Here is a 22,922-nt window from a genome sequence, read left to right as displayed (position 1 = left end):
CACTGATGGAGGCTACGATGCCCAAAGAAGATCCTGGTCGGGAGGCAGTCGCACTGTCGCTGCGTGGCGTGACGCAACGCTACGGATCTGTGGCCGCAGTGGACAACGTGTCCCTCGATGTGCGCAAAGGCGAATTTTTCGCCCTTGTCGGGCCGAGCGGTTCGGGCAAAACGACCCTGTTGATGCTGATCGCGGGTTTCGAAAGGCCGCAGTCCGGGCAGGTAGAGGTCAACGGTACCGATGTCGGCTCCGTTCCTCCGCAGGACCGCAACATCGGCGTCGTGTTCCAGAACTACGCCCTGTTCCCGCACATGACTGTCGAGGACAATGTCGGCTTTCCGTTGCGGATGCGCCGGATCCCCAGGGAAGAGCGGCAGGAGCGCATCCGGGCGGCACTTGACCTTGTCCGCCTGGGCAACAAGGCACGAATGTATCCGGCCCAGCTGTCCGGAGGGCAGCAACAGCGCGTCGCTCTGGCTCGTGCTTTGGTGTTCGGTCCGCCGATCCTTCTGCTCGACGAGCCGCTCGGCGCGCTCGATCGCGCGCTGCGGGAGGAAATGCAGATCGAGCTCAAACGCATCCAAAAGCAGCTCGGGATCACGGTCATAACTGTCACCCACGATCAGGTGGAGGCCATGTCGCTTGCGGACCGGATCGCGGTGATGAAGGACGGCTGCCTCCAGCAGATTGACAGCCCACAGCATATGTATGCTGTGCCGTCCACTCACTTCATCGCCCGGTTCGTCGGCGAAAGCTGTTTTGTGCATGGAACCGTAACCAGCGACGCCGCCCACGTGTTGGTCTGCGGAGCGAGCGTGCCCATCACACCCACGAACGATATCGCGGCTGGGGCCCCAGTCGATCTGGCCCTCAGGCCCGAAGTGATCCGCGTTGCTGCGACAGGAGACGGCGTTGCCGGATCTGTGGTCGGCGCCACCTACTTCGGCCCGCTATGGCGGCTCGCGATCTCTCTCGCCGACAACCAGCAGGTCGTTGCTGCTGTCCCCGGCATCGCCCAGCCGTTCGCGGTTGGTGATGCTGTCCATGTTTCGTGGTCGCCGGACGACGCCGTCGTGCTGACCCCGAGTACCCCAGAAGGCAACACCCTTAAATCCCCAGAGGAGATTCCCAATGCACCACAACCCAAGTCCTAACAGTCGCCGGCTCCGTGCAGGAACGGCCATCATCGCAGGAGCGGCGCTCATGGCGCTCACCGGATGCGCCTCGTCCGGTGGCTCAAGCTCCGGCTCAAGCTCCGGCGCCGGCTCCATCGTTATTGCGTCGTATGGCGGGTCGTTCCAGGACGCACAGACCAAGGCGTACTTCAACCCGTTCGCGACAGCGAGCGGCACCTCTGTAACAGGTACCCAAGGCTCGTCCTACGACAAGGTCAAAGCGATGGTGAACAGCGGCCAAGTGGACTGGGATGTCGTGAGCGCGGAGAGCTCGGCCTACACTAACGAATCGGCCGACGGCCTGCTCGAGCCGATCGACTACAGCACGGTCAAGGCCGACGGAGTCCCCGCCAAGCTCAAGCAGAAGTACGGCATTGGTTATCTGACCTTCGGCCAGAATCTCGCATGGAGCAAGACTGCGTTCCCGGGCGGGATGACCCCCGCTCAGTTCTTCGACCCGTCGGTTAAGGCTCGCCGGGCGCTGCCCGCCGATCCTCAGTACACGCTTGAGTTTGCACTCCTCGGCGACGGGGTCAAGCCCGCGGATCTGTACCCCCTGGATGTCGACAGGGCATTCAAGGCCCTCAGCCGCATCAAGAGCCAGGTCGTCGCGTTCAAGGGTGCTGCCGACATCCAGTCACTCATCCAGCAGGGCGAGGTTGACGCGGCGGACATTCCCAATGGTCGCGTCGAGGATGCGATCAAATCCGGGGCGAACTGGGATTACAGCTGGAACGGCGCGGTCGCCGACACCGAGTGGTGGGTTGTTCCGAAGGGTGCCCCGAACACGGCAGGCGCCATGAAGTACATCGACTACGCGACCTCGGCAAAACCGCAGGCTGCGATGTCGGAGGCGATCCTGTACGGTCCGACCAACACCAACGCTTTCCAGTATCTTGACCCGGCACGCGCAGCACGCCTCCCCGGTAACCCCCAAGCCAAGGACGTCAGCGCCATCCTGGACCCCGCGTGGTGGGGAAAGAACCTTAGCACCGTCAAGACGCGGTGGGATCAGTGGCTCCTGACAAAGTGATCACCGCACCTATTGCCCGGGCTGCGCGTTCGCGCGCTGCCCGGGCGCAGCCCTCGACCGCCTGGTACCTCGTCCCCGGTCTCGTCCTCCTCGTCGTCGGGTTCTTCTTTCCACTGGCGACAGTTGTGCCCCAGCTGTGGGCCGACGGCGGCGTCTCGCTTGCGCAGGCGCTGAGCCCTATCGATCTTGGTGTTGCCGGAAACACGCTCCTCATCAGCGTCCTGACCACGGTGGTCACGCTCGTGGTTGCGTACCCCTTGGCGTGGATGATCAGCCGGGCGACGGGCGCCAAGCAACTTCTGCTCATCCTCCTTGTGCTCGTGCCGTTTCTCACGAGCGTGCTCGTCCGCACGTTCTCCTGGATCGTTATCCTCGGCCGCGATGGCATGATCAACTCAGCGCTTGAGGCGGTGGGGCTGATACATCAGCCTCTGGAGATGCTTTTCACCACCGGGGCGGTCGTCGTTGCCTTGGTTCACGTCACCATCCCACTCATGGTTTTCTCGCTGGTCACGGTCATGCAGCGCATCGACACCCGTGTGCTGCTGGTAGCCGAGAGCCTCGGCGCAAGTGCCCCTTCCGGCTTCCTACGCGTCATCCTGCCACTGACGATCCCGGGAATCCGCTCCGGTGCGGCACTGGTCTTCCTCTACTCCATGGCGAGCTTTATTGCGCCGGCCGTACTGGGAGGCACCGATCAGACCATGCTCGCCCAGGTCATCCAGTCGCAGATCGAATCCGGTTACAACTGGAGTCTCGCCGCGTCCCTGGGCCTGGTCCTCGCCGTCATCGCGATCGTTGTAGTCTCGCTGATAGGGCTGGCTGCGCGGCTGGCCACACCCTATCTGCATGCTCGCCGCGTCACCCCGGCAGGACCTGAGCGCACCGGAATCGACCCAGCCGTGCTCCGCAGTCCGCTATCTACCCGATACACGGCTCCGGAAGCGCTACGCCGGACGCTGCGGATGGCAGGACAGGTGGCCGCACGCGCCTACTTGCCCCTGCTGACCTTGTTCCTGCTCCTGCCGCTGGTCGTGTTGGTCCCGGTCTCCCTATCGTCCGACAACACCATCGTCTTCCCGCCGCACGGTTTCTCGTTCACCTGGTTCCAATCGGTGTTCAGCGATCCGAAATGGATGGGAGCAGCGGCGACCAGCCTGCGCATCGGCTCGGTCGTAGCCCTCGTGGCGACGGTCCTGGCCGTACTGATCGTCCTGGGGTTAGGCCGCCACCGGAACACCGTCAGCAGCTTCATCGAGTCTCTTGTGATGGCGCCCTTGAGTGTCCCCGCGGTGGTCTTCGCCCTTGGCGCGTACCTTGCCTACTCGCAGTTGTTTCTCTGGACCGGCCATCGTCTGCGGCTTACCGATAACGAACTGGGCATCATCATCGCCCACACCGCACTCGTGCTTCCGTTTGCGTTCCTGCTCGTTTCAGCCTCTTATATCGGCGTCGACGAACGGCTGGAGCGTGCTGCCGCAAGCTTAGGTGCGGCCCGGCGTCACGTGCTGTTCCGAATCACGTTGCCACTCATGGCTCCAGGACTCCTGGCCTCCGTGCTGCTGTGCTTCCTACAGTCGTTCGACGAGTCTGTAGTGTCCCTCTTCCTGAGCGGGCTGCGGGTGACCACCCTACCCCGGCTTTTGTGGGATGGTGTGCGATTCGGAACCACCCCTGCAGTAGCCGTGATTTCGGTGCTCCTTCTCCTCATCACATGCGTGATAGTGGTCATGATCGGGCTCCTACTGCGGTGGCGGCAGCGTCAGATGAAGCGCCTCGGGGACGAGATCTAAGGCACGTGCACTCAGAGCCGTGGTTGCTGGTGTGCTGTCGCAGCTGCCAGTCATGTCGGCCACAGAAAATCATGCTGGAAGTTATTCGCTGCGGGCGGTTGTCGAGGTCAGCGACAACCGCCCGCAGCGACTAGCACCCAAGAAAACAAAGGCTGCAACCGTAGCCGGACCGGACGTAAAAATGGTGCCGCGCCATCACGGCAGGGACCCAGCCGGTCAGCTTAGACACAGCAGGAGTGGGGACGTGAGGGGAGCGCCAGAGTTGTCGAGCGTGCAAGACCGAGGGGAGGAGGGCAAGATGTGGGAATGGTCTAGGAAATCGGCAACGGTCGACGACGTTGCCCGACTTGCGGGTGTGTCGAAGGCGACGGCTGGGCGAGTCCTCGGCCGGTACGGCTCTTCGAGCGTCACTACACGCGCCGCAGTGCACGCTGCGGCCGCCGCCCTCGACTACCGGCCAAATGCGGCCGCGAAGACTATGAACACAAGCAGATCAGAGTTAATCGGCGTTATCAGCCCTATCGTCACCACCTCCCGCTTCGCACTCGTGCTGGACGGCATCACGGCTGTCTGTAGAGAAGCTGGGATGGGTGTCATCACGGCAGGCAGCGAATATGACGTTGCCCTTGACCGGGCAGCCATTGAATTACTGCTCAACAAGCGCGTGGACGCCATCATTGCCTCACCAGCACACGGAAGCAATACCGAACACCTACATGCCGCGCACCGAATTGGCGTTCCCATCGTGCTGCTGGAGCGACACATCAGCGAACTCGAAGTACCCACAATCGAGTCCGACACTGCAGGTGCCGGTCGAAAGCTTGGCCGGCACCTTCGAAGCCTCGGCCATACCCGTGTGGGCTACATCTCAACTTCACGGCACCCCGAACGATACCGGTTGGGGGACCAGGTCGGTTCATCCGTGACCACCGACCGCCTGCAGGCGATATACGGCAGTTACGCGGAGGCCGCCATCCGACCGTCCACGGATCTCGTACGATTTACCTCCCGGTCTCCCGCTGCCATCCAGCAAGCGGTCATCGAACTACTCGGCAATGAGCTCCCGCCGACCGCTCTGATCGCAGACGACGAACAAGTCGGCCTTGAGATGCTAACTGTCATACGCTCACGCAGCATTTCGATCCCTCGGGAGCTGTCCCTGGTCATGCTTGAGGACACGCCCTGGGCTACGCTCATCGATCCGCCCCTCACGGTCGTGAGGCAGCCGACGTACGACATGGGCCGCACCGCAGCGGTGGTTGCCCTCGCCTCGATTGGAGCTGAGGCGGACTTGCCGCGGGTTCCGCTGTTCCCGGCTGAGCTTCTGCTTCGAAAAAGCGTAGGGCCAGCACCTCCTTAAGTAAGAGGAGGTGCTGGAACGGTCGAACCAATCACCTCAGACGGCGCAGCTGCCTGGGACATAGTGCACCAGGTAACTGGTGCAGAAGAACCATCACAACGTCATCACCGGAGTGCCTCCGGTGAGTCCTTTTCTCTCCCCCATGCTTTCGGACTCCCCGAACGCCAGCGAACACTCGCCAGCGTCGTGGGTATCCGGGAGCAGTTTTGAAAGATCCACATTGTGAACATCCAAGGTCTCATCGACGACATCGTCGCCGAGAACAACATGGCCCCGCCGGCGGGTGCCGTTGCAGATTACATTCCGGGGCTGGAAACAATCGACCCGGACCAATTCGGCATTGCAGTAGCAATGAATTCAGGCGAGACCTACAGCGCCGGCCACTCATCAATCAACTTCTCCATCCAGAGCATCTCCAAAGTATTCACCCTGGCCCTGACCATGGCACTTGACGGCGACGGTTTGTGGAGGAGGGTCTCCCGGGAACCATCTGGGACTCCTTTCAATTCACTCGTCCAGCTCGAGCAGGAACACGGAATCCCACGAAACCCCTTCATCAATTCCGGGGCCCTCGTCGTGACCGACCGTCTTCTGACCATTACAGGAGACAGCCAAACGAGTCTCCAGGCCTTCCTTCGCCAGCAGAGCGCTAACCCTTCAATCCAGGTAAATGAGGCTATCGCTGCAGCAGAAAGAGCCACTGGCCACCGGAACGCATCACTCGCCTACTTCCTCACCAGCTACAACAACTTGGTCAATCCTGTACCACAAGTGTTGAACGCCTATTTTCGGCAGTGTGCCATAGCCATGAGCTGTGAGGACCTTGCAACGGCAGGAGGTTTCCTCTCGCGCGGCGGGCAGGGCGTGGACGGACTCCCGGTTCTCACGGCCGATCAAGTCCGCAGGCTGAATGCTGTATTGCTTACTTGTGGAACCTATGACGCCGCAGGCGACTTTGCATATCGTGTCGGGCTTCCATGCAAGAGCGGCGTCGGGGGCGGCATACTCGCGGTGGTTCCAGGTACGTGCACGATAGCGGTGTGGGGTCCAAGGCTGGGTAGATCAGGGAATTCGTCCGCCGGCGTAGCCGCTTTGGCCAAACTGACTGCGCGTACGGGGTGGTCGATCTTTTGAATCCGTCTGAAACGCCACGTCGCAGCCCGGAAGTCATCTTCCACGACCCGCTAGCTCAGGGAACGGACCAGCCTGCCACAAAGCGTCTCCAACAAGGGCTCAGCAACATCGCACGCAAGCCCAACCGAGGCCAAAGGCGTGGTCTTAGTCAAGGAGCACGTCTGAGAGCCATAAAAGCTGTTAGCCGTGATCTTTCCATACTGGAAGCGGAGAGAGCACCCAGAAAATCCCGATAGGTGGGCGACGTCGCTTCTTGCCCGAAGTGCCGTCCTCACCGATTTGGATCACGACAAGAAAGAAAGGTACAAAATCTTGCGCACTGCAGTTGTTACTTCCGAAGGCGTAATTCAGGTCCGGGAAGTAGGGGATCCGTCTATTGGAGATTTCGAAGTACTCTGCCGCATGCTCTACGGGACTATCTGTGCTGGCACGGATACCCACGTTGTGAATCGTGAATTCGCCGATGTTTCATATCCCTCGATCATCGGTCACGAGAGCATCGGGGAGGTCGTTGAGATAGGACCGAACGTGAAGAATTTCTCGATCGGGGATCACATCACTCGCGTCAGCGCCCAGACATCGTCGGCAGGGCTGGCACTCAGTTGGGGCGGGATGTGTGAATACGGCGTGGCGCGCGATCACGAAGCGATGAAAAGTGCAGGGCTACCGCGAGAGCAGTGGGAGTCATTCAGAGTGAACCAGGCCATCCCCGGCGGGCTTTTGGAAGACGTCTACGAGCCGATGTTCATCACATGGAGAGAGACGCTCAGCTTCATCCTTCGCCTCGGCGTCACCCGCGGGGCCCGAGTGTTGGTTTCCGGATCGGGCGCGAACGGGTTATCGCTAGCAGCGATGTCCAGCGCTTTGGGGGCGGAAGCCACAATCATCGGCTCAGCCAACCGAAGCCGGGAATGTTTGTCAGTCGCATCAAGCTACATCGACTATCGAGATGAGAACGGGCTCGCATCTTTCATTGAGCAGGCTCGCGGAACGATGGACTTCCTGATCGATGCGACGGGGAATTCGTCAGCGCTCAACAAACTGATGCCGACGCTCACCGGTGGGGGATCGATTGCTGTGTATGGCATGGATGAGTTGGAGGGATACACGCTGTATCCACTGCTGGCAGGCGGGAGTTTCAGCTTCTACAACGACGGCTACGACGAAGCTGAAACCCACGGCCGGGTCGTCGAGCTTGTACAGCGCAATGAACTCGACCCGGCCATCTGGATCGATCGGGAGAACGTGTTCGAGTGGTCGAACATCAACGAGGCGTTCGTGGCAGCCGCGTCCCGAACTCAAATCAAGCCTGTAGTCAGGCTTACTACGAAGGAGAAAAATTGAAGCTTCCAACATCTCGACTGGGCCGTACCGGTATCGACGTTAGTCGACTCGGGTTTGGCGGACTTTGGCTAGCGAGGGAGAACGAATCAGAAGTCAGAGACTCACTCGCGATTGGTCTGAAATCTGGTATCAGCTACGTCGACACAGCGCCTGCGTATGGTTCCAGCGAAGAAGTTCTCGGTCAGGTTCTCCGAGATCTGGATTCCGACCAGGATCTCATTGTCTCCACGAAGCTTGGTGGCCGCCCTGTGCCTTTCGATCCGAAGGATGAAGTCGGCCTCCTATTCTCAGTGGAAGAAAGCCTCCGGATTCTCGGCCGAGACCGTATCGACATATTGTTCGTTCACGAACCAGACAGGAAGAGAGAGCACGACTGGTGGTCTGACGATCTGACATATGAGGGCCCGGTCCGGCGTGTTCTGGATAAGCTCAAGGCCGAAGGCCTGATCCGCGCCACTGGAGTCGGGGGAACTACAGCTCACGAACTTGCCCGAGTTTGCGACAGCGGCGCATTCGACGTCGTGCTCACTGCCTGCAATTTCAGCCTCCTGTGGCGCGAGGCGGAACTCGAGATTTTTCCGGCGGCCAGACGCCACAACATGGGAGTAATCGCAGGCTCCCCTCTCCAAGGTGGCGCCCTCGCACTTCGACGTGACCAAGAGGTAGCCCGGGCCCCCTGGATCAGCGAAGCCCGCAAGAAACAGTTCCGCGAACTCTACGGCCTGCTGGACGATTATGGCCTCGACATCGCAGAAGTAGGTCTCCGCTTCGTGTACTTCTCTTCACACGTGGACTGCACACTAACGGGCATCAGATCACCACGAGAAATCGAGCTAAACCTCGACGCCATCAGCAAGGGCCCTCTCCCGAAAGAGGTTCTTGACCGGCTCGACGATATCTACAGGATGGTCCCGTTCCGACCGAGCTTGGAGAACTTCAATCTGCCATTCGGAGACGACGTTGTCGGTCATGGAAAATTCTACTAATCGCAGCATCGCTGGATTCGGTTGGCCGCCTACACGACCCTGTAGCTCAGATTCGGTGCGCAGCCGAGCCAAAACCGCCCATAGGACGTGCCTGAGAGGCTGCAGATGGATGGCTCTTTAGGTGACATCAACTCACTCCGGAGAACCGATAACGACTCTTCCCCTCGGATGGTTGAAGTTAGAGTCGAAAGGGCCGCGGATCTAGACAAGGCTCTCAACGATGCCGTCGCGCTGATACTCAATGCCGCTACGGAACTGAAGACCGGAATTATGGTGACGCGCATGGGGGACGGCAGGTACATCGTGCAGGCTCACCCTGAAGTCCCTATCGGTCTCATTCGACAACGCCACATATGAAGCCGCACCTATGGGAACCCCCAAGCGTAGCCGTGTTTCGACCTGATGGTGGCTCGGTTTACATGGTCCTCAGGTGGTCCACTCGAGAAGCTCCTTTGCTCCGATAGTTTTACCGACAAAGCGGCTTGGAAGCAGGCTGACCCGTGGCTGCCGGAGGTACCGGTCGACGAGGCTGGTTGATCACTACGACTGCGGGCCGTGCCCATGTTGAGTTGGCCGTCGGACTCCCGATCACCTCGCCCCAAGCTAAACACCGCCGGGATACCAGCGGTGTTTAGCTTGGGGCGATCGATGATGGGAGTGGGAGCAAGTGCGGCGCCCACTCCCGTGTCGGCGCTCCAGCCGGGCCACGATGAGCATCGGGGACCCCAAATCCCCCGTGGAACTCCCGAAAGGACAGTCTGTGACAGAGCCGCAACAAGACGACGACCCGCACCTGGAAGAACAGCACCGCGAAGGGGTACAAAAGCACCCCTTAGTGATTTGGACAAGTCTCAGCCCCGGCGACGTCGTGTCGATTCGAGGGCTCAGCACCCGGGACTGGGTCGGAACAGTAGGGTCAAGGACCTGCGACGGGCTTGTTATCTGGATAAGAGACGACCTCAATCAGAGGATATCTTTCCATTTTCGTGAATGCCGATCCTGATCGGCAGCAAAACGCACGCCACCGGCGAGGGCGACCCAGCAGCAGAGAACGCCCGGGTACGGCGGTTGTTTTTTCAGTGCGGCTATTCTGCCGTCTCGCTGAGGGAGATGTTGGCGACGCCGTCAATCTGGTTGATGGTTATTACTGCAGCTTCCATGGCTGCGGGGGCGCCTGTGAGCCTGAGAATGATGTCCTGGCATTTCTCGTCTAGGTCAGTTCCGTGATGAGTCCGTCGTCCAGATCCTGCATTTCATCGATGATGAAGATCAGCCCCGAGCAGGTCCACCTCGACCGATCCTGATTCAGCGAGGTCATGATTGAGGTTCCCACCGATGCCTATCCCGGTCACGCCCAGCTTGGGAGAGAAGTACGCGATGCTGCCGAGCATTGCCGGATCTTTGCCAGCAACAGGTCAAAGGTATCGATTTCCTTCTGGGCCCGACCAGCTCAAAGGGCAAGCGGCCCATTTAGGTGCTTCCGCAGGGCAGGCACGACTTCCTGGTCAACATTCCTCCCATGATGAGTCAGCAGCAAAACCCCTCTTTGTGCCTTCTAGGCGAAGCGTTCCGGGCGGAACGTGGCCAGCATCGGGTGCTTCTCGCCGGAAAGGATTTCGTCGGAGAGGAGTTCTCCGGCGATGAGACCCAATGTGGCGCCGGAGTGGGTGAAGGCTACAAAGCAGCCTGGGACTTTCTCCAGTTCACCGAAGACCGGCTGGCCGTCGCCGGGAATCGGCTTGTAACCGATTTTCCATGATGCCGGCTTCAGTTCCGGGTTGCCGGCGAGCAGCTTGGAAGCCTCGTCCGCGAGTTCCTGGACCACCGCGTCGGGGATGCTGAACGTACCGTCAGCATGTTCGGTGATGTCATCTTCGTACCAGTCGTGGTCCAGCGCATAGGTGTTGCCGGGGTTGGGACGCAGGGCGGCGCGCGGCGTGTTCACTACTGCCCTCACATCGCGATGCACTGGTTTGGTAACGACCAGCATGGACACTGGGGAACCGCTAGGGATCCCGACACCGAGCGGGGCGACAACTGCCGGCGTGGCGGCGCCGCAGGCCACCACGACAGAGTCGGCGTGATACACCTTACCGGCAGCCATGACGCCGGTAGCTCGGCCCTCTGCGACTTCGACGGACGCCTTGCCGGCGTTGAGTACCAGTTCACCACCGCGGCCGTGGAACTCCTCCAGGAGGAAGTCCACGAGGCCCGGCAGGCTGACCCAGCCTTCCCCTGGGTTGAAGATGGCGTTGTCCGGGGCTGCGGATTCGTCGATGCCGGGAGTGACCGTGGCGATCTCCGACGGCGCCAGGAGCTTGGAGTCGTAGCCGGTTGACTTTTCGTAGGCATGACGCGCCTCGGTGACCTCCCGCTGGCCGGTTTCATTCCACCTCAGGCCGCCGTCGAACCTCAGCCATTCCCTGCTTGGATCGGCGGCGAAGAGGGTTCGGTAGCGGTCAATGCCTGCCAGGCGGAGGAGGTGGTAAGGGGTGGACCGCCCTCCGGCCGAGTTGAGCCAGGATAGGGAACGCCCCGTGGCTTCGCTGGCCAGTCCCTTCTCGGTTACCAGCACGACGGACGCGCCCTGGCGGAGCAGGTGGACTGCGGTGGAGACACCGATAATCCCGCCTCCAATGACGGCAATGCGCTTTGAGGCAACTACGGAGGACATACTAGCTCTCTTTCAAAATTGCGATGATTGCATACGCGGGACGCGGCTGGTCAGGCGAGGGCGTGGATTTCTTCTATGATTTTGAGGACTTCGACGGACTCGGCAGGATCCACCGACAGAGGTCCGCGTCCGTCGAGGGCCTCTGTGATCTGGGCGTAAAACGCAGGATAGGGCCGTTTTCGGCCGGAACGGCCACGACGGCGCCGTCGACCCCCAGAATCCCCAGGACCCCTGGGGGGCGATACTTAGGTTGGATCCGACGGCGACACGCCGGCCGCCAGAGCTGGTTCCTCGCTGTCCAATCCCCATTTGGTGTATCCGGTCACAGAGCCCAGAACGTGAAAGCGCGGACCGGCCTGCGCGGCCATGCCGTTCAGCCATAGGCGGGACCGAACGCCGCAGTCGTCGAGCAGCGAGACGGGCCTCCTGGTCCGAGCCTTCACCGTCGGGGGTGTACTGCCGGGTCTCGCCGTGGCTGCGGGTCACCGGCCCGAAGAACTGGTGACCTGGTCGACAAGGTGAGCACCGGGGTCGTGCAGGATACCGCCGCCTTCACCGGGGTTCCAAAAGGCTCCACGGTGAAAGCGCACAAGGTCCCTGGCTGCGGGTACCGGCAATCCGGCAACTGTGTCGGATTTCGCTGTCCTCATGGGTCGAAGCCTATCCTCTCCAGAGGGTCGCTTCATCGAACCAGCGCACGATGACGTTGCCCCCGTGGGCACGGGACATGGTTTCCAGCAGCCCATCGGCCTGTCAAGTCCGGTTCGGTTGCGCGGTGATGATTCCGGCGTACTTTCGCCGTGGCCATCGGAGAAGTGCCGGCAGGGGGTACAGGTTCGGCGGGGCCGCCCGTTCCTGTGTCCGAGTTCCTTCGAACAGGATGGACCATGCTGCGCGCGGAAACCCGGTGGGCTGTTCCCCTCTTTGTGGGTAGGTGTTCAGCGGGCCGGGCCGTTCTTGCCTCTCTCAGAACCTGCGGCTGTTCCTGGACGGGACTTCCTGCCCTTGCCCATGGTCACGGCTGTGCTCCTCAAGGAACTGCTCCACGACGGGCCTACCGTTGCGGGCCGGTGATCTCCGGTCGGGCACCGGGTGGTTCCGGTGGGCGTTGCGGTTTCCGGAGCGCTTGCCGGGCTTGTTCCAGGAGTTGCTTGATGTGTTCTGATGCTTCGGGGTTGGACCGTTGGCTGCGCTGGGCGTTCAGGTACCAGTCGAAGCGTTCTTTGATCGCCTCGATGCTCTTGGGCGAGTTGGTTCCGACGCCTAGGCTGACCGAGTGGTCCAGCGCCGGCCGCTGGCTGTCTGCTTCGGTGCGGACGGCGTGGAGAACTTGGCTCTCCTTGCCCTGATGCACTAGCCTTGACTCAGAAGCAACAGCCGGCCCTCCGCCTCTTTGAGCGCCGACAGTTGGCTGGACCCCCGGACCTTGCTGCGGCAGATGGGGGTCGCTTCCTTTAACAGCCAGTCCGGTCCGGGCGTGCAGCACCGTCGTCACCGGGGCCAGAGGCTTGAACCACGTGCTTTCGGATCTGGCCAGCTGGTGGTAAAAACTCCAGGACGACAGATCCGCAGCCCACAGCAGTTTCTCGTCCCAGGGCGAGATTGATTCGATGACCACCGAGCGGTGGAGAAGCCCGGCGTTCCGCAGGCGCGCGAACACCTCATGGTCTCTGGCATTGCCGCCGGGATAGGCGTCTTCCTTGAGCTGTTCGAAAACCATAAGACGGGGAGGGTCATCCCTGCGGGAGCTGGTCGCAGCACGGGCCAGGGTGGTGATGCATTCCTCGCGGGCCTTTTGCAGGGCATGGTCCCCGGTGCTGATTTCCGTCTGAACGGTGACGATGGTGAAGTCCACGACCCGGGCGAGATATTCGTTCAGTTCCAGGATCCTTGGCCGCAGTTCTTCCACGGGCCCGAGCTTGCCGTTGTATGCCTCGGTCGTGTGCCAGTAGTTTGCACCGACGATGCGTTCGAGTTCTTTGCGGACGATGTCCAGTGAGTCTTTGGGGACCGTGACGCCGCTCATGGTGTAGAACGGGGGTTCACCGTAGCTGTTCCCTGGCGCACGGACGCTCTCGTCCACGAAGACGACCGGCCCGGGAGTGCGCGCGTAGAGGGTCTGCAGGCGTTCTTGTGCTGCGCGGCCGCGAAGACTCCTCATGCTCACCCCTTTGCTGTTCAGACCGGTCCTGCCGGTCTGAACAGCCTACAGTCGCGGGCCGCGGTGCCCGGTGGACGGTCCCCCGGTCGTGGGGCCGTCCTGCTCGCGGCGGCGCTGCCCATCCTCGGCAGCAGCTTGCTCTGCGCGTTGCCGGCGGAGCCGTTCCACTGCGGAGGAACCGTCCGTGCCGGCCCCGGCCGCACGTGACGCGGCGAGGCGTTCGGCAAAGGTTCCCGGCGGCTGGGCGGCTGCGGTCTTGTCTGCTTCCTCGCTGCGCCGGCGGGCGGCGATGTCCTCCAGTGCTTCTTTGACCGATTCCGGCCGGCCCTCCGTATCATGGCCGGTCGTGGACCGGTTCTCGCGTACTGTGCGGGCCAGGGCGGCGATGCGTTCGGCGCGTTCCTGGGCCGGGCTCAGCTGCGCCTCGGCGCCGCGGGTTTCCTGCAGGTGGTCGACAACGTGTTCGGCCGGGGTGGGGGTTTCCTTGACGAGGGCCTCGACCTGGGCGGCTTCGGCCATGTGTGCAGCGTCCGAGGCCGTCAGGGGTTCCTTGGCGGTCTGGGCACTGTACTTGTGCATGGCCGTGATCCTCGCGGTCAGCTGCGCACGCGTGCCGTTCTCCTGGTGCTGGGCGGGAACGGGTGATGTCTCGGACTCCGGCACGCGGTAGGTGTCGCGGTAGGTGGAGATCTCGAGGGCGAGCTGGCGCCACTGCTCTTGCCGGGCAGGGTCCGAGGGTACCGGGCCCAGGGCAGTAGCCCAGGCCGGTGGCTCGGCGGCGAGCTGGGCGCCCAGTCGGGTGGCTTCGTTGGCCATGAGCTCACGCCGTGCTGCGAGTTCCTTCCGCCACAGTGCCGGGGTGTCCTGGTGGTTCATGACGTCGGCCGGTGCCATCCACCCGGCCAAGCGGTCCGGCGCCGGTTCCCGGGTAACCGGGGCCGGCAGCTGGCGGCGCAGTTCGATTTCGGCGCGGATCCGGCGCTGGATCTGTGCCGCGGCCTGGATCCGGGAGGCGTGCTCATCCCGGGCGTAGTTGGTCACTGCGCCGCGCTCGTAGGCTTCATCGGCCCGGGCTTCCGGGTTCATCAGCTCACGCAGGGCCTGTTCCTTCTGCAAGGAGGATGCAAGCCACCGGGCTTTGCTGGTCGCGGCGGTGTCGTTGATGGTCGTGTCGGTGCGCAGTTGCTGCGTCGCGGCGGTGATCCGGGCGGCCAGGTCATCGTCGCTCATGTGGCCGTGCAGGCGCCGCTGCCACGGGGTGTCCTTGCGTTCGGCCAGCCAGCCGCGCAGCAGGGTCTTCCGGTCGGGTTCTTCCATGGCCGGTATCCTGGATGCTTCGGCCTTGGCTCGCATCAGCTCACCGACGGCGCGCTTGTCCAGACGGTCCAGGACGTCGTCGCTCATGGATTCCAGGGGGCGACGGCCCGGGTCCTGGGCGCGCTCACGCCACCTGGCGAGGCGGTCTTCGACGCGCCAGGCCAGCACCGCGCCGGGATCGTCGGAGGCGTCGAAGTCGCCTTCGTTGATGCTGTCCTTGAGCAGGTTGGTGATGTTGAAGCCGTGGTTCTCGGCGTGGCGCAGGTGCGTTGCCACGGCTCCCCACGCGGTGGACTTGGTGAAGCCGGCGGCTGTTCCTTCGCCCAGGACACGGGCGGCGAGGTTGGCCATGCGCAGCTCGTTGGCCTGGTCATCGATGTCCCGGTACGCGGCGGACATGTCCGGCAGGGAGCGGGTCCGGGCGCGGGCGGCGTCCATCTGTTCGTGCGCGGTCAGGTTGGAGTCGTGGTTCGCGGCCACATTGGCCAGGACGTCCTCGAGGGTTTCGCCGTCGGCCACGACGCCGTAGAGCTTGTTGGACTCCCGTCCGCGGGAGGCGGCGACGTAGGCCAGGGACCGGGACAGGCCGGAGCTGATGAGGGCGTGCGTGGTGTCGCACGTGAGGCCCTGGGTGCGGTGGATCGTCGCGGCGTACCCGAGCATGGTGTGGGCGCGCACGTACTCGGCGGGCAGGGTCAGCGTGCCCTGGTGGCCGTGGTGTCTGACGGTCAGCGAACCGTCCTGGTGGGCCTTCACGACGTCCCAGACGTCGTTGTTTTTCACGAAGTCTTTGCCCCGGTTGGTGGAGAGCCGGCGGTTGTTCTCCCTGGTGACCACAATGTCACCGGCACGGGCGGTGAGGCCGTCGCGCAGCATCGCGGCCGGCTTCTTCGCCTCCAGTTCACCGGTGGCGATCTTGTACGCCTGGGCGCGGGCGTTCAGCTCGGTGACGGTGGCGTTGTCGAACGCCATCATGATGGAGTGCTTGCCCGCGTTCGTGTCTTTCTGCCACGCCTCGAACACCAGCGAGGTCATGGTTTCGGCGTCCCCGCCGACGACGCGGCGGTTCTGCCGGTAGAACGCCCACGGGTCATCCACGCCGGTTGCCGGGGGTTCGCGCAACGCCAGGGTCGCAGCCGCTTCGGCATCGTTCGGGGATCCGTCCGCGTTGCGGAAGCGGTGCAGGTCTTCCAGGTACACGGCGCCGACGGTGTTCTTCAAAAGGCGCAGCGCACCACCGGATGCGACGGCCGAAAGCTGCTGGTCATCGCCCAGGGCACGGACCACGGCACCATGCTGGTCCGCGATCGTCACCGCCGCGGCGAACAGCTGGGTGCCGACCATGCCGGCCTCGTCAATGATGATCACGTCCCCGGGTTTCGGGGTGGTCTTCTCATCGGCCCGGCCGCTGCTGTGGGCGAGAACGAAGAAGTCGATCGTCGTCGCCGTGGCACCCAGTTCGACACCCATCACGGCGGCTGCGACGGCTGTCGGTGCGAGACCGAACACCCTGCCACCGGCGGCGCGGACGGTGTCCGCTGCGAGCTTCAGCGCGGTGGTCTTGCCGGCACCGGCAGGACCGACACCGACCACCAGCAGCCGGTCGCTGGTGGCGAACTCCCGGGCCATGGCCAGCTGGCCGGCATCGAACCGCCTGTCCTGCCTGGCCAGCGCGGCGTCGAAGGATTCGACGGTGGCCGCGGGGATGACTATGCGCTGCGCGGCTGTCAGAAGGCGGTCTTCGCTGTGCAGGATCCCGGCAGAGGTGTACAGGGTGGCGTTGGCGCGGCCGTACTTGGATGCGCCGTTGGCCAGCCGCAGCTCCTTCAGTTCCGGGACCGGGGTTTCGGGGGTGATGCGCAGCGAGTACTGGTCGATCGCCCGGGCCGTGACCTGCTCCAGCAGGGCATCAGGGATGGGTAATTCGCCCAGGCGGGAACCCAGCCGGCGCAGCGCTTCGGCCTCGATGTGGTGCTCTCCCCACACTCCCCTGTCGCGTTCCAGACGCTCGATGATCGCGGCCGCCTCCACGGCCGGGTTGAGTTCATCAGCGTGCGAGACAAGCCAGCCCGGCTTGTCCTGCTCGCCGGCATCGCGGGCGTCGTGACGGTGCGCGCGGGCGTGTTCCAGCGCCTCGGGGCCGACCTTCACACCGGGGATGGATCCAAGGTCCTGCATCCATTCCCCGACCAGGACGGAGAGCTGCCGGGCTTCCTTTTTGGACGGCCTGGTGTCCAGGGTTGCCTGCTGTGCCAGGGCGATCAGCTGCTTCTTGGAGGGCCCGTAGCCGTGCTTGTCGATGAACCCCCGGGCCAGTTCATCCAGCACCGGCTTGATGCCTTCGCGGCGGGAGGAAGCGGCGTCGATGGCGGCGACGTCGACGCCGGCGATCTCGATCACCGGCCGGTCCCCGGCAACTTTGCGTTCGGTCAGGCCGAGGCCCAGGCGTGCGCAGATCTTCTCCATGACCAGCCGGTTGTACCTCTCGGAGGCGGCGACGTTGAACTGGTACAGGTGACGAGCGTCCAGGCTGGACCATTTGCCGTCACCGCCCAGGACCTTGTTCGACACCACCACGTGATCGTGCAGCTGGGGATCCCCGGTGCGAGAATCGTAGTGCCGGAACTTCGTGTAGATCAGGCCTCCGTCGACGTCTTCCTGGCGGACGCCGTTGCGTCCCCGGCGTGTGAACGTCGCCTCCTTTTCGAGGAAGGTCATGGTCTCGGCGATGGCCTCGTTATGGGCCGCTTCGATCTGTTTGCGGGCCTCATCACCGCCGGTTGCCCACAGCACGGAAGCGGATTTCGCGGGCGCGAACACGAGGTCGAAACCCGCCACTGCCTGCGAGCCTGGCTTGGTCTGGGCGGTGACGAAGCGCCCCAGTTCTTCCTTATCCTTGGCGTTGCGGCCGTTGAGTTCACGGAAGTACCGGGCGCCTTCCTTCATGCGGATCCGCCGCCGCGTATCGGCGTCAGGATCGGCATGGTTCATGCGCTTGTAGTCGCCCATCGCGACGGTAATCCGGCCCTGCAGCTCGTGATCCTTCTGCGAGAACTGCTTGAAGCGGGCCCCCAAACGCACGTCAGCATTCTTGTCAGCGTCCACCATCACTTCTGCGTTCGGATGGATTCCTTCGCCAAACAGGGCTGCCATCTGGGCCTCGGTGACCTCACCCGAAACGTCCAGGTGGGCCGCCCCTCCCCCGCCCCACTGACCGGGAGGATTGCCGTCCACCGTGTAGTAATCGCCCAGCTGACGGCCCGCCGAGCGCAGCTCATCAGCGGAGGCGACTTCACGTGTGTAGTACGTGTATCCGTCGCCGGCACTGAGCTTGTGCACGGTCATCACGAACCCCAGCATAGCGCCCGAACCGCCCCACTTATCGATGATGCATGAGGTGTGACAGATCGTGGCGTTTTTTGGTCTATGGAAGTGGCGCGACGAAGAATGAGGCAGCTCAATGGAACAGGGTGAAAAACGGTAGGATCGGGCCATCAAGTTTTTGATGCGGTTCTGCACATGAGAATGGGCGGTGGGTAACACGCTTTTCCGTTATCCATGGTCCGTTCGATTGTGTAGAACCGCCCCGCTCGGGTTATCCCCAGGTGGGCAGCGGAGAGACCGTCCTTATCTCGGAGCTGTCCACCTGGGGATAACCCGGGACACAACCAGCCCGAGCGCAAGCGAGGACCGCTCCGGCCGCCAGGCCGGCCGTGGACCGGACCCCGCGCTAGCCGTTAGGTCTGGTCCACTGGAAATCTGAGGAAGGGGAGCCGACACATGGCAGCACCACGGAAGTCTGCGCAGCAGGTAGCGGCCCGCGAGAAAGCTCGCGCCAAGGCCAGGGAACTGACGGAACGTCACGAGCGGCTGATCGAGATGGCCGCGGAGTTCTTCGAGCAACAGGAGCAAGCCGAGCTGTTTCGCGCGGAGGCAAAGAAGAAAGCAGAAGCCATCCTGGCGAAAGCTGAGGCTGACGCGCAGAGCGCCGTTCAAGCCGCAGCAGAAACAGTCAAGGCGATGCTGGACGCGGGAGAAGCCAAGTCCGCCGTCGCGGCACGGCTTGGCCTGAGCGGCGCCGAAGTGAAACGGATGGTTGAGCTGGTCACAGAGCGTCAGGAACCTGCGGAACCGGACGGGGTGCAGGGCCCGGAGGTTACAGAGCCGGGTGACGTGGAGGCCGCGTAGCTAGACGACGCCGTCCCATTTTGGACGCATGGTGCTTAAGCAGAAAGGGCCGGCTTGTGAGCCGGCCCTTTCTGCTCCTCGGCAAAAGGAAATCCGTGGTTCAGTTTAGCTGACGGTCGGTGGCGCGTCGCAACTCGTCGGTGAACATCGTTGTCCCTGGTTGCGCGGCTGTGGGGTGCAGGTTCGGGTGGCCGCGTCCAATGGCGGTCCGCCGCTGGTGAGTGGTCGCTCTGGTTCGCCCAGGGCGGCGGACCGCCCGACATTTCACGGTTCCTGGCCTGCGGGTGGTGAGTGGCCGGGGGCCTTGCCGGGCGGTGGGGGTTCCGCCCGGCAAGGGGTTTACTCAGTGCCGGGATCCCCGGCGTTGTCCTCGGCGGCTGGTGTGCCGCTGTCGAGGACAATCTGCTCAACCTCGCTTGCGGTGTAACCCCAAAGAACCAACTGGTTCAGGTAGTCCCGGTGAGTCTGGGACGGGGACCGCCATGAGTCCTTGGCGATCGTCTTCTCATACCCTGCGCAGACCAGCGCGATCAAAGAGAACTCGGGCCGCGCCGTGGACTTGGCCACGTGATCCCGCAGCGGGTTCCACGCCCATGCGTTGGATTCTTCGAATTTCGCGCCGACCATCTCAGCGGCCACCTTGCCGTCGTAGCCGCTGGCGGTTTCGGGGTGGTGGGTGATCGCGTGGACGGTGAAGTACTGCCATCCCTTCGGGGCGGTCTTGCGGGCCAGAAGGGTCTTGACCCAGTCCCGGCGCACGGTCGTTGCCGATTCCATGGCTTTATTGTTGGCTATCAGGGTCTTGCGCTCGGCTTTCTGCTCGTCGGTCATCGGGCCTTTCTGGGTCTGAGTGCCGCCGTCGTGGCGTTCGTACTTCGGGGTGAAGCCCTGTTCCTTCCAGCCGGTGATGACGGGCTTCGCGTTGTGCTGGCCCCGGTAGTCGGTGCTGATCACGTAGGCGTTGGCGTCCTCCTCGGTGGCCGGTTCTCCATCTGCCCGGTTTGCCGCTGAGACGTAAAGGTTCTCTTCGTCGGCGTAGTTCCCGGCGTCCTCCACGATGGTCTTGCCTTGGGCTTCCAGTTCCGCGATCAGCGCCGCGAGGGCGGCGGCCCGCTCGCGCTCGTCGCGCAGCTGCTGGGCTACGTGGAACAACTGCTCGGGTTCGTCCATGATGACCGATTCCAACTCAGCGATGGCTTCCTCATCCGGCTCAAACTCGGCGAGGATCAAAGCTTCCTCGATGGTGCATCCCTTGCCCAGGGCGGAGGCTCCGGCCTCGGATGCCTTGGCCTTGAGCGCTCCCTCGACGGTGGTCTTGGTGCGTCCTGTTTTCTTGGCGATCTGGGCGGCGGACACTCCGATGAGGGAGAGCTGGTGGTAGGCGTCGGCCTCGTCGGCGTCGGAGAGTTCCGTGCGCTGGATGTTCTCGACCACCTGTGTGAGGATGCGGTCGGCCTCTTCGGGGCTGGCGATGATCATGACTGGGATGCTGTCCCGTCCGGCTTCCACAGCGGCGCGGGTACGGCGCTGTCCCATCAGGACGTGCACGGTGCCGTCGTCCCTGCGGTGGGCGATCACGGGTTCCATCACCCCGTGTTCCTTGATGCTGGCGATGAAGTCAGCGGTCAGGGCGGCGTCCTTGCGGACGTTGACCTCGACGGTCAGCGTGGCGGGGTCGATCATTTCGAGCGTGGGCGTGGTGTTCATGGTGTTGCTCCTTCTTTGCCGAGAAGTCGGGCGAGTGGGGCGGCCCAGGTGACCGGCCAGCGTCCCCTCTCCCCCGTTGTTTTTTGGTTGCTGGCAAGCTTGCTTGCTCGGCGGCCGACGGAGCCCTGTCTACCCTTGGGCAAGGCGTGGGAAATTCCCTCAAGGAAATAAGCGACGAAGGAGCGCCGCAGGGAAATTCCTGCGCCGCAGGCCCCGACGAAGGAGGGGCTAGACAGGGTGGAGCGGACGCCTAGAATCCGAAGGACAGCAACCAGAAAACGTCGTAGACAAACAGGTGATGACGGGCAGGAGCTCTGCGACGGACCGTCAGCACCCAACAGCCGGCCACGGAGCTTGCGGAGTGGACGCCCGAAAGGGGTGCGAGCCCGCGAGCATGCTCTTGGCCTGGTCACCGCCGGGCCGGCCGGGTACGGCAAGGCGAAAGAGCCGGCGCTGAATGCGCCGGCTCTTTCTGTTTTCCCTCGGAAAAAGGAAATCTGTGGATGCTGCTGTGGGTTACGGCTGCTCGAGCCGGTGGTCTGTTACGGGAAAGTCTACGGGCCCGGTTTCCGGGCCTGCCGTGAGCAGGCGCAATTCCAGCAGGTCTTCGACGTGGCTGGCATCGGGGCCGACGGTATCGTCCTCGGTCATGCGGAACTCTGATGCCATGGCGGGGTTTCCTTGCCTGGGTTTGGGACGGGGTTGTCCTTTCACCCTAGCGGCGGATCCTGCACACTGTCTGGAATTGGTGCTGCGCCCGCGTCAGCGTTGACGGCCGGGGGAGCGCAGCGGAGGAGGCCGCCGCCGCACCCTGGAGGATGACCAAGGCCGGACCCGGTATGGGGTCCGGCTTTGGTTCGTCCGGTTACCGAATGGACGGTGTGTAGGACATTGCCTTGTTCCGTGCGCAGTCGGCGACGAGTCCCCGGTTGAGGAGCTCGGTCAGCAGCGAGGCCAGCCGGTAGTCGGTGACGTCCTCCATGGCGAGCTTGAAGTACCGGGCGGCGAAGCTGGACTTGCCCTTGAGCCATTCCAGCCAGCCGATCAGGCAGAGCATCGGTGCGCGCTGGCCTTCCGGGGTTGCCTTCATCAGTTCGAATGCGATTTCCTGGGCGCGGTCAACGCGTGCCCAGTCCGGACGGGCAAGGACCACGCCCAGCAGGACGGAGGTGAATTGCTCCGGCGCGGTGGTCATGACGTCGGCCATGAGGTAGTCCCGGACCGTGGGGTGCTGGAATGCTCCTGCCAGTTCGTGCGCGCGCCCGGCGGTCAGGGTTTCCGGGTTTTGAAGAACCTCGGCCCATATGGCCCGGCTTCGGTCCAGTTCCCCCGGCCACCTTTCGGGGGTGTGCGCCTTGATGGTTTCGCGGACAGTTGCGTCTCCGGTGAAGGGAACAGGCGCGGTGAATCCGGTGACGTGGCTCCCCCGGTAGATCAGTTCGGCGTTGCCGTTGCTGGTCGTGATCGCCTCCAGCGGTTCGTCCGGGCAGCATGCGGGGTCGGTGCACAGGTAGTTCCGCCACGCGTGGGAGGTGACCATCCATGCGTCCTTCAGCGGCATCTGAGCGGTGGCCAGCTCTGCGCGCAATGCCTCGACGTGTTCCGAGTAGGGGCGGGGGTTTCCGGGGCTGTTCTCGTCGGTGTAGATCACGAGGAGGGTGCCCGTGGCGTTCTCGTCCGCGCTCAGGTGGCTGACGAGCGTCTGGGCGTAGCCGCGGGGGTCCGCTCCGAACGGTGCATCCACGCGCAGGGTCGCGCCGAGCCGCGTTCCGTTCATGGTCAGCACGACGAAGGATTCCGTGGGCTGTTCCCCCAGTGTGTGCGGGATGAGCGCGAGGATGTCGGCCGGGTTGGTGAAGCTGATGAAGTCGCTCATGGTTGTGTGTCCTTTTCCGAGGATGTGGTGGGTGGGGCGGCTTAGGTGACCGGCCAGTTCCCCTTCTCCCCCCCGTTGTTTTTTGGCTGCTGGCGAAGCTTGCGGAGCTGTGGCCGACGGAGGCCTGTCTACCCGCAGGGCAAGGACCGTGGAATCTGCGCAGGAAATAAGCGA

General features: G+C 63.2%; 14 protein-coding genes and 1 pseudogene. 8 read left to right on the top strand and 7 right to left on the bottom strand.

Translation table 11 applies throughout. From position 1 onward, the window contains the following. Positions 1-17 precede the first annotated feature (17 nt). The 7 genes from AB4Z38_RS22480 (at position 18) to AB4Z38_RS22450 (ending at position 8,825) form a co-directional block, all read left to right on the top strand. Complete coding sequence (locus AB4Z38_RS22480) at positions 18-1,154, top strand: ABC transporter ATP-binding protein (protein WP_441431754.1); 1,137 nt, start codon at positions 18-20, stop codon at positions 1,152-1,154. Then, on the top strand, positions 1,132-2,208 hold the full coding sequence (locus AB4Z38_RS22475; RefSeq protein ID WP_441431753.1) for an ABC transporter substrate-binding protein: 1,077 nt from the start codon (positions 1,132-1,134) through the stop codon (positions 2,206-2,208). The genes AB4Z38_RS22480 and AB4Z38_RS22475 overlap by 23 nt, the downstream gene beginning before the upstream one ends. Further along, positions 2,190-4,001 (top strand): ABC transporter permease subunit, encoded by a 1,812-nt coding sequence (locus AB4Z38_RS22470; protein WP_441431752.1) that lies wholly within the window; start codon positions 2,190-2,192, stop codon positions 3,999-4,001. The genes AB4Z38_RS22475 and AB4Z38_RS22470 overlap by 19 nt, the downstream gene beginning before the upstream one ends. Positions 4,002-4,299: 298 nt before the next feature. After that, entirely contained in the window at positions 4,300-5,361 is a 1,062-nt protein-coding gene (locus AB4Z38_RS22465; protein WP_441431751.1) for a LacI family DNA-binding transcriptional regulator, read from the top strand. Positions 5,362-5,583: 222 nt separating this feature from the next. Next, complete coding sequence (locus tag AB4Z38_RS22460) at positions 5,584-6,495, top strand: glutaminase (protein WP_441431750.1); 912 nt, start codon at positions 5,584-5,586, stop codon at positions 6,493-6,495. 186 nt (positions 6,496-6,681) lie between these two features. Further along, a complete protein-coding gene (locus AB4Z38_RS22455; protein WP_441431749.1) occupies positions 6,682-7,839 on the top strand; it encodes an alcohol dehydrogenase catalytic domain-containing protein in 1,158 nt (385 codons plus the stop codon). Further along, positions 7,836-8,825, top strand: a complete 990-nt coding sequence (locus AB4Z38_RS22450; protein ID WP_441431748.1) for an aldo/keto reductase — start codon at positions 7,836-7,838, stop codon at positions 8,823-8,825. Before AB4Z38_RS22455 ends, AB4Z38_RS22450 begins: the two co-directional genes overlap by 4 nt. 1,555 nt (positions 8,826-10,380) lie before the next feature. Here AB4Z38_RS22450 and AB4Z38_RS22445 read toward each other — a convergent pair. The 4 genes and pseudogenes from AB4Z38_RS22445 to mobF all read right to left on the bottom strand — a co-directional run bounded on the left by AB4Z38_RS22445 (position 10,381) and on the right by mobF (position 18,322). Next, on the bottom strand, positions 10,381-11,499 hold the full coding sequence (locus AB4Z38_RS22445) for an NAD(P)/FAD-dependent oxidoreductase (protein WP_441431747.1): 1,119 nt from the start codon (positions 11,497-11,499) through the stop codon (positions 10,381-10,383). 50 nt (positions 11,500-11,549) lie between these two features. After that, positions 11,550-12,053, bottom strand: a pseudogene (locus AB4Z38_RS22440) (Gfo/Idh/MocA family protein); the annotation flags it as partial. 500 nt (positions 12,054-12,553) lie between these two features. Next, positions 12,554-13,660: a hypothetical protein gene (locus AB4Z38_RS22435; protein ID WP_441431746.1), complete on the bottom strand. Its 1,107-nt coding sequence runs from the start codon at positions 13,658-13,660 to the stop codon at positions 12,554-12,556. 45 nt (positions 13,661-13,705) lie between these two features. Further along, a complete protein-coding gene (mobF, locus tag AB4Z38_RS22430) occupies positions 13,706-18,322 on the bottom strand; it encodes a MobF family relaxase (RefSeq protein WP_441431745.1) in 4,617 nt (1,538 codons plus the stop codon). Positions 18,323-18,757: 435 nt separating this feature from the next. Between mobF and AB4Z38_RS22425 the strand changes: the two genes are divergently transcribed. Beyond that, positions 18,758-19,165 (top strand): hypothetical protein, encoded by a 408-nt coding sequence (locus AB4Z38_RS22425; RefSeq protein WP_441431744.1) that lies wholly within the window; start codon positions 18,758-18,760, stop codon positions 19,163-19,165. A gap of 339 nt (positions 19,166-19,504) precedes the next feature. On the opposite strand, the gene AB4Z38_RS22420 is transcribed toward AB4Z38_RS22425, so the two are convergent. The 3 genes from AB4Z38_RS22420 to AB4Z38_RS22410 form a co-directional block, all read right to left on the bottom strand. Next, on the bottom strand, positions 19,505-20,872 hold the full coding sequence (locus tag AB4Z38_RS22420; RefSeq protein WP_441431743.1) for a ParB/RepB/Spo0J family partition protein: 1,368 nt from the start codon (positions 20,870-20,872) through the stop codon (positions 19,505-19,507). A gap of 516 nt (positions 20,873-21,388) precedes the next feature. Then, positions 21,389-21,541 carry a hypothetical protein gene (locus AB4Z38_RS22415; protein WP_441431742.1) on the bottom strand — a complete coding sequence of 51 codons (153 nt, stop codon included), beginning with the start codon at positions 21,539-21,541 and terminating at the stop codon, positions 21,389-21,391. Between the two features lie 196 nt (positions 21,542-21,737). Further along, positions 21,738-22,748: a DUF4192 domain-containing protein gene (locus AB4Z38_RS22410; protein ID WP_441431741.1), complete on the bottom strand. Its 1,011-nt coding sequence runs from the start codon at positions 22,746-22,748 to the stop codon at positions 21,738-21,740. Between the last annotated feature and the right edge of the window lie 174 nt (positions 22,749-22,922).

The organism is Arthrobacter sp. 2RAF6, assembly GCF_052115205.1.
Taxonomy (GTDB): Bacteria; Actinomycetota; Actinomycetes; order Actinomycetales; family Micrococcaceae; genus Arthrobacter.
The sequence above is the reverse complement of the archived record's forward strand: the minus strand, read 5'-3'. Positions and strand labels throughout refer to the sequence as shown.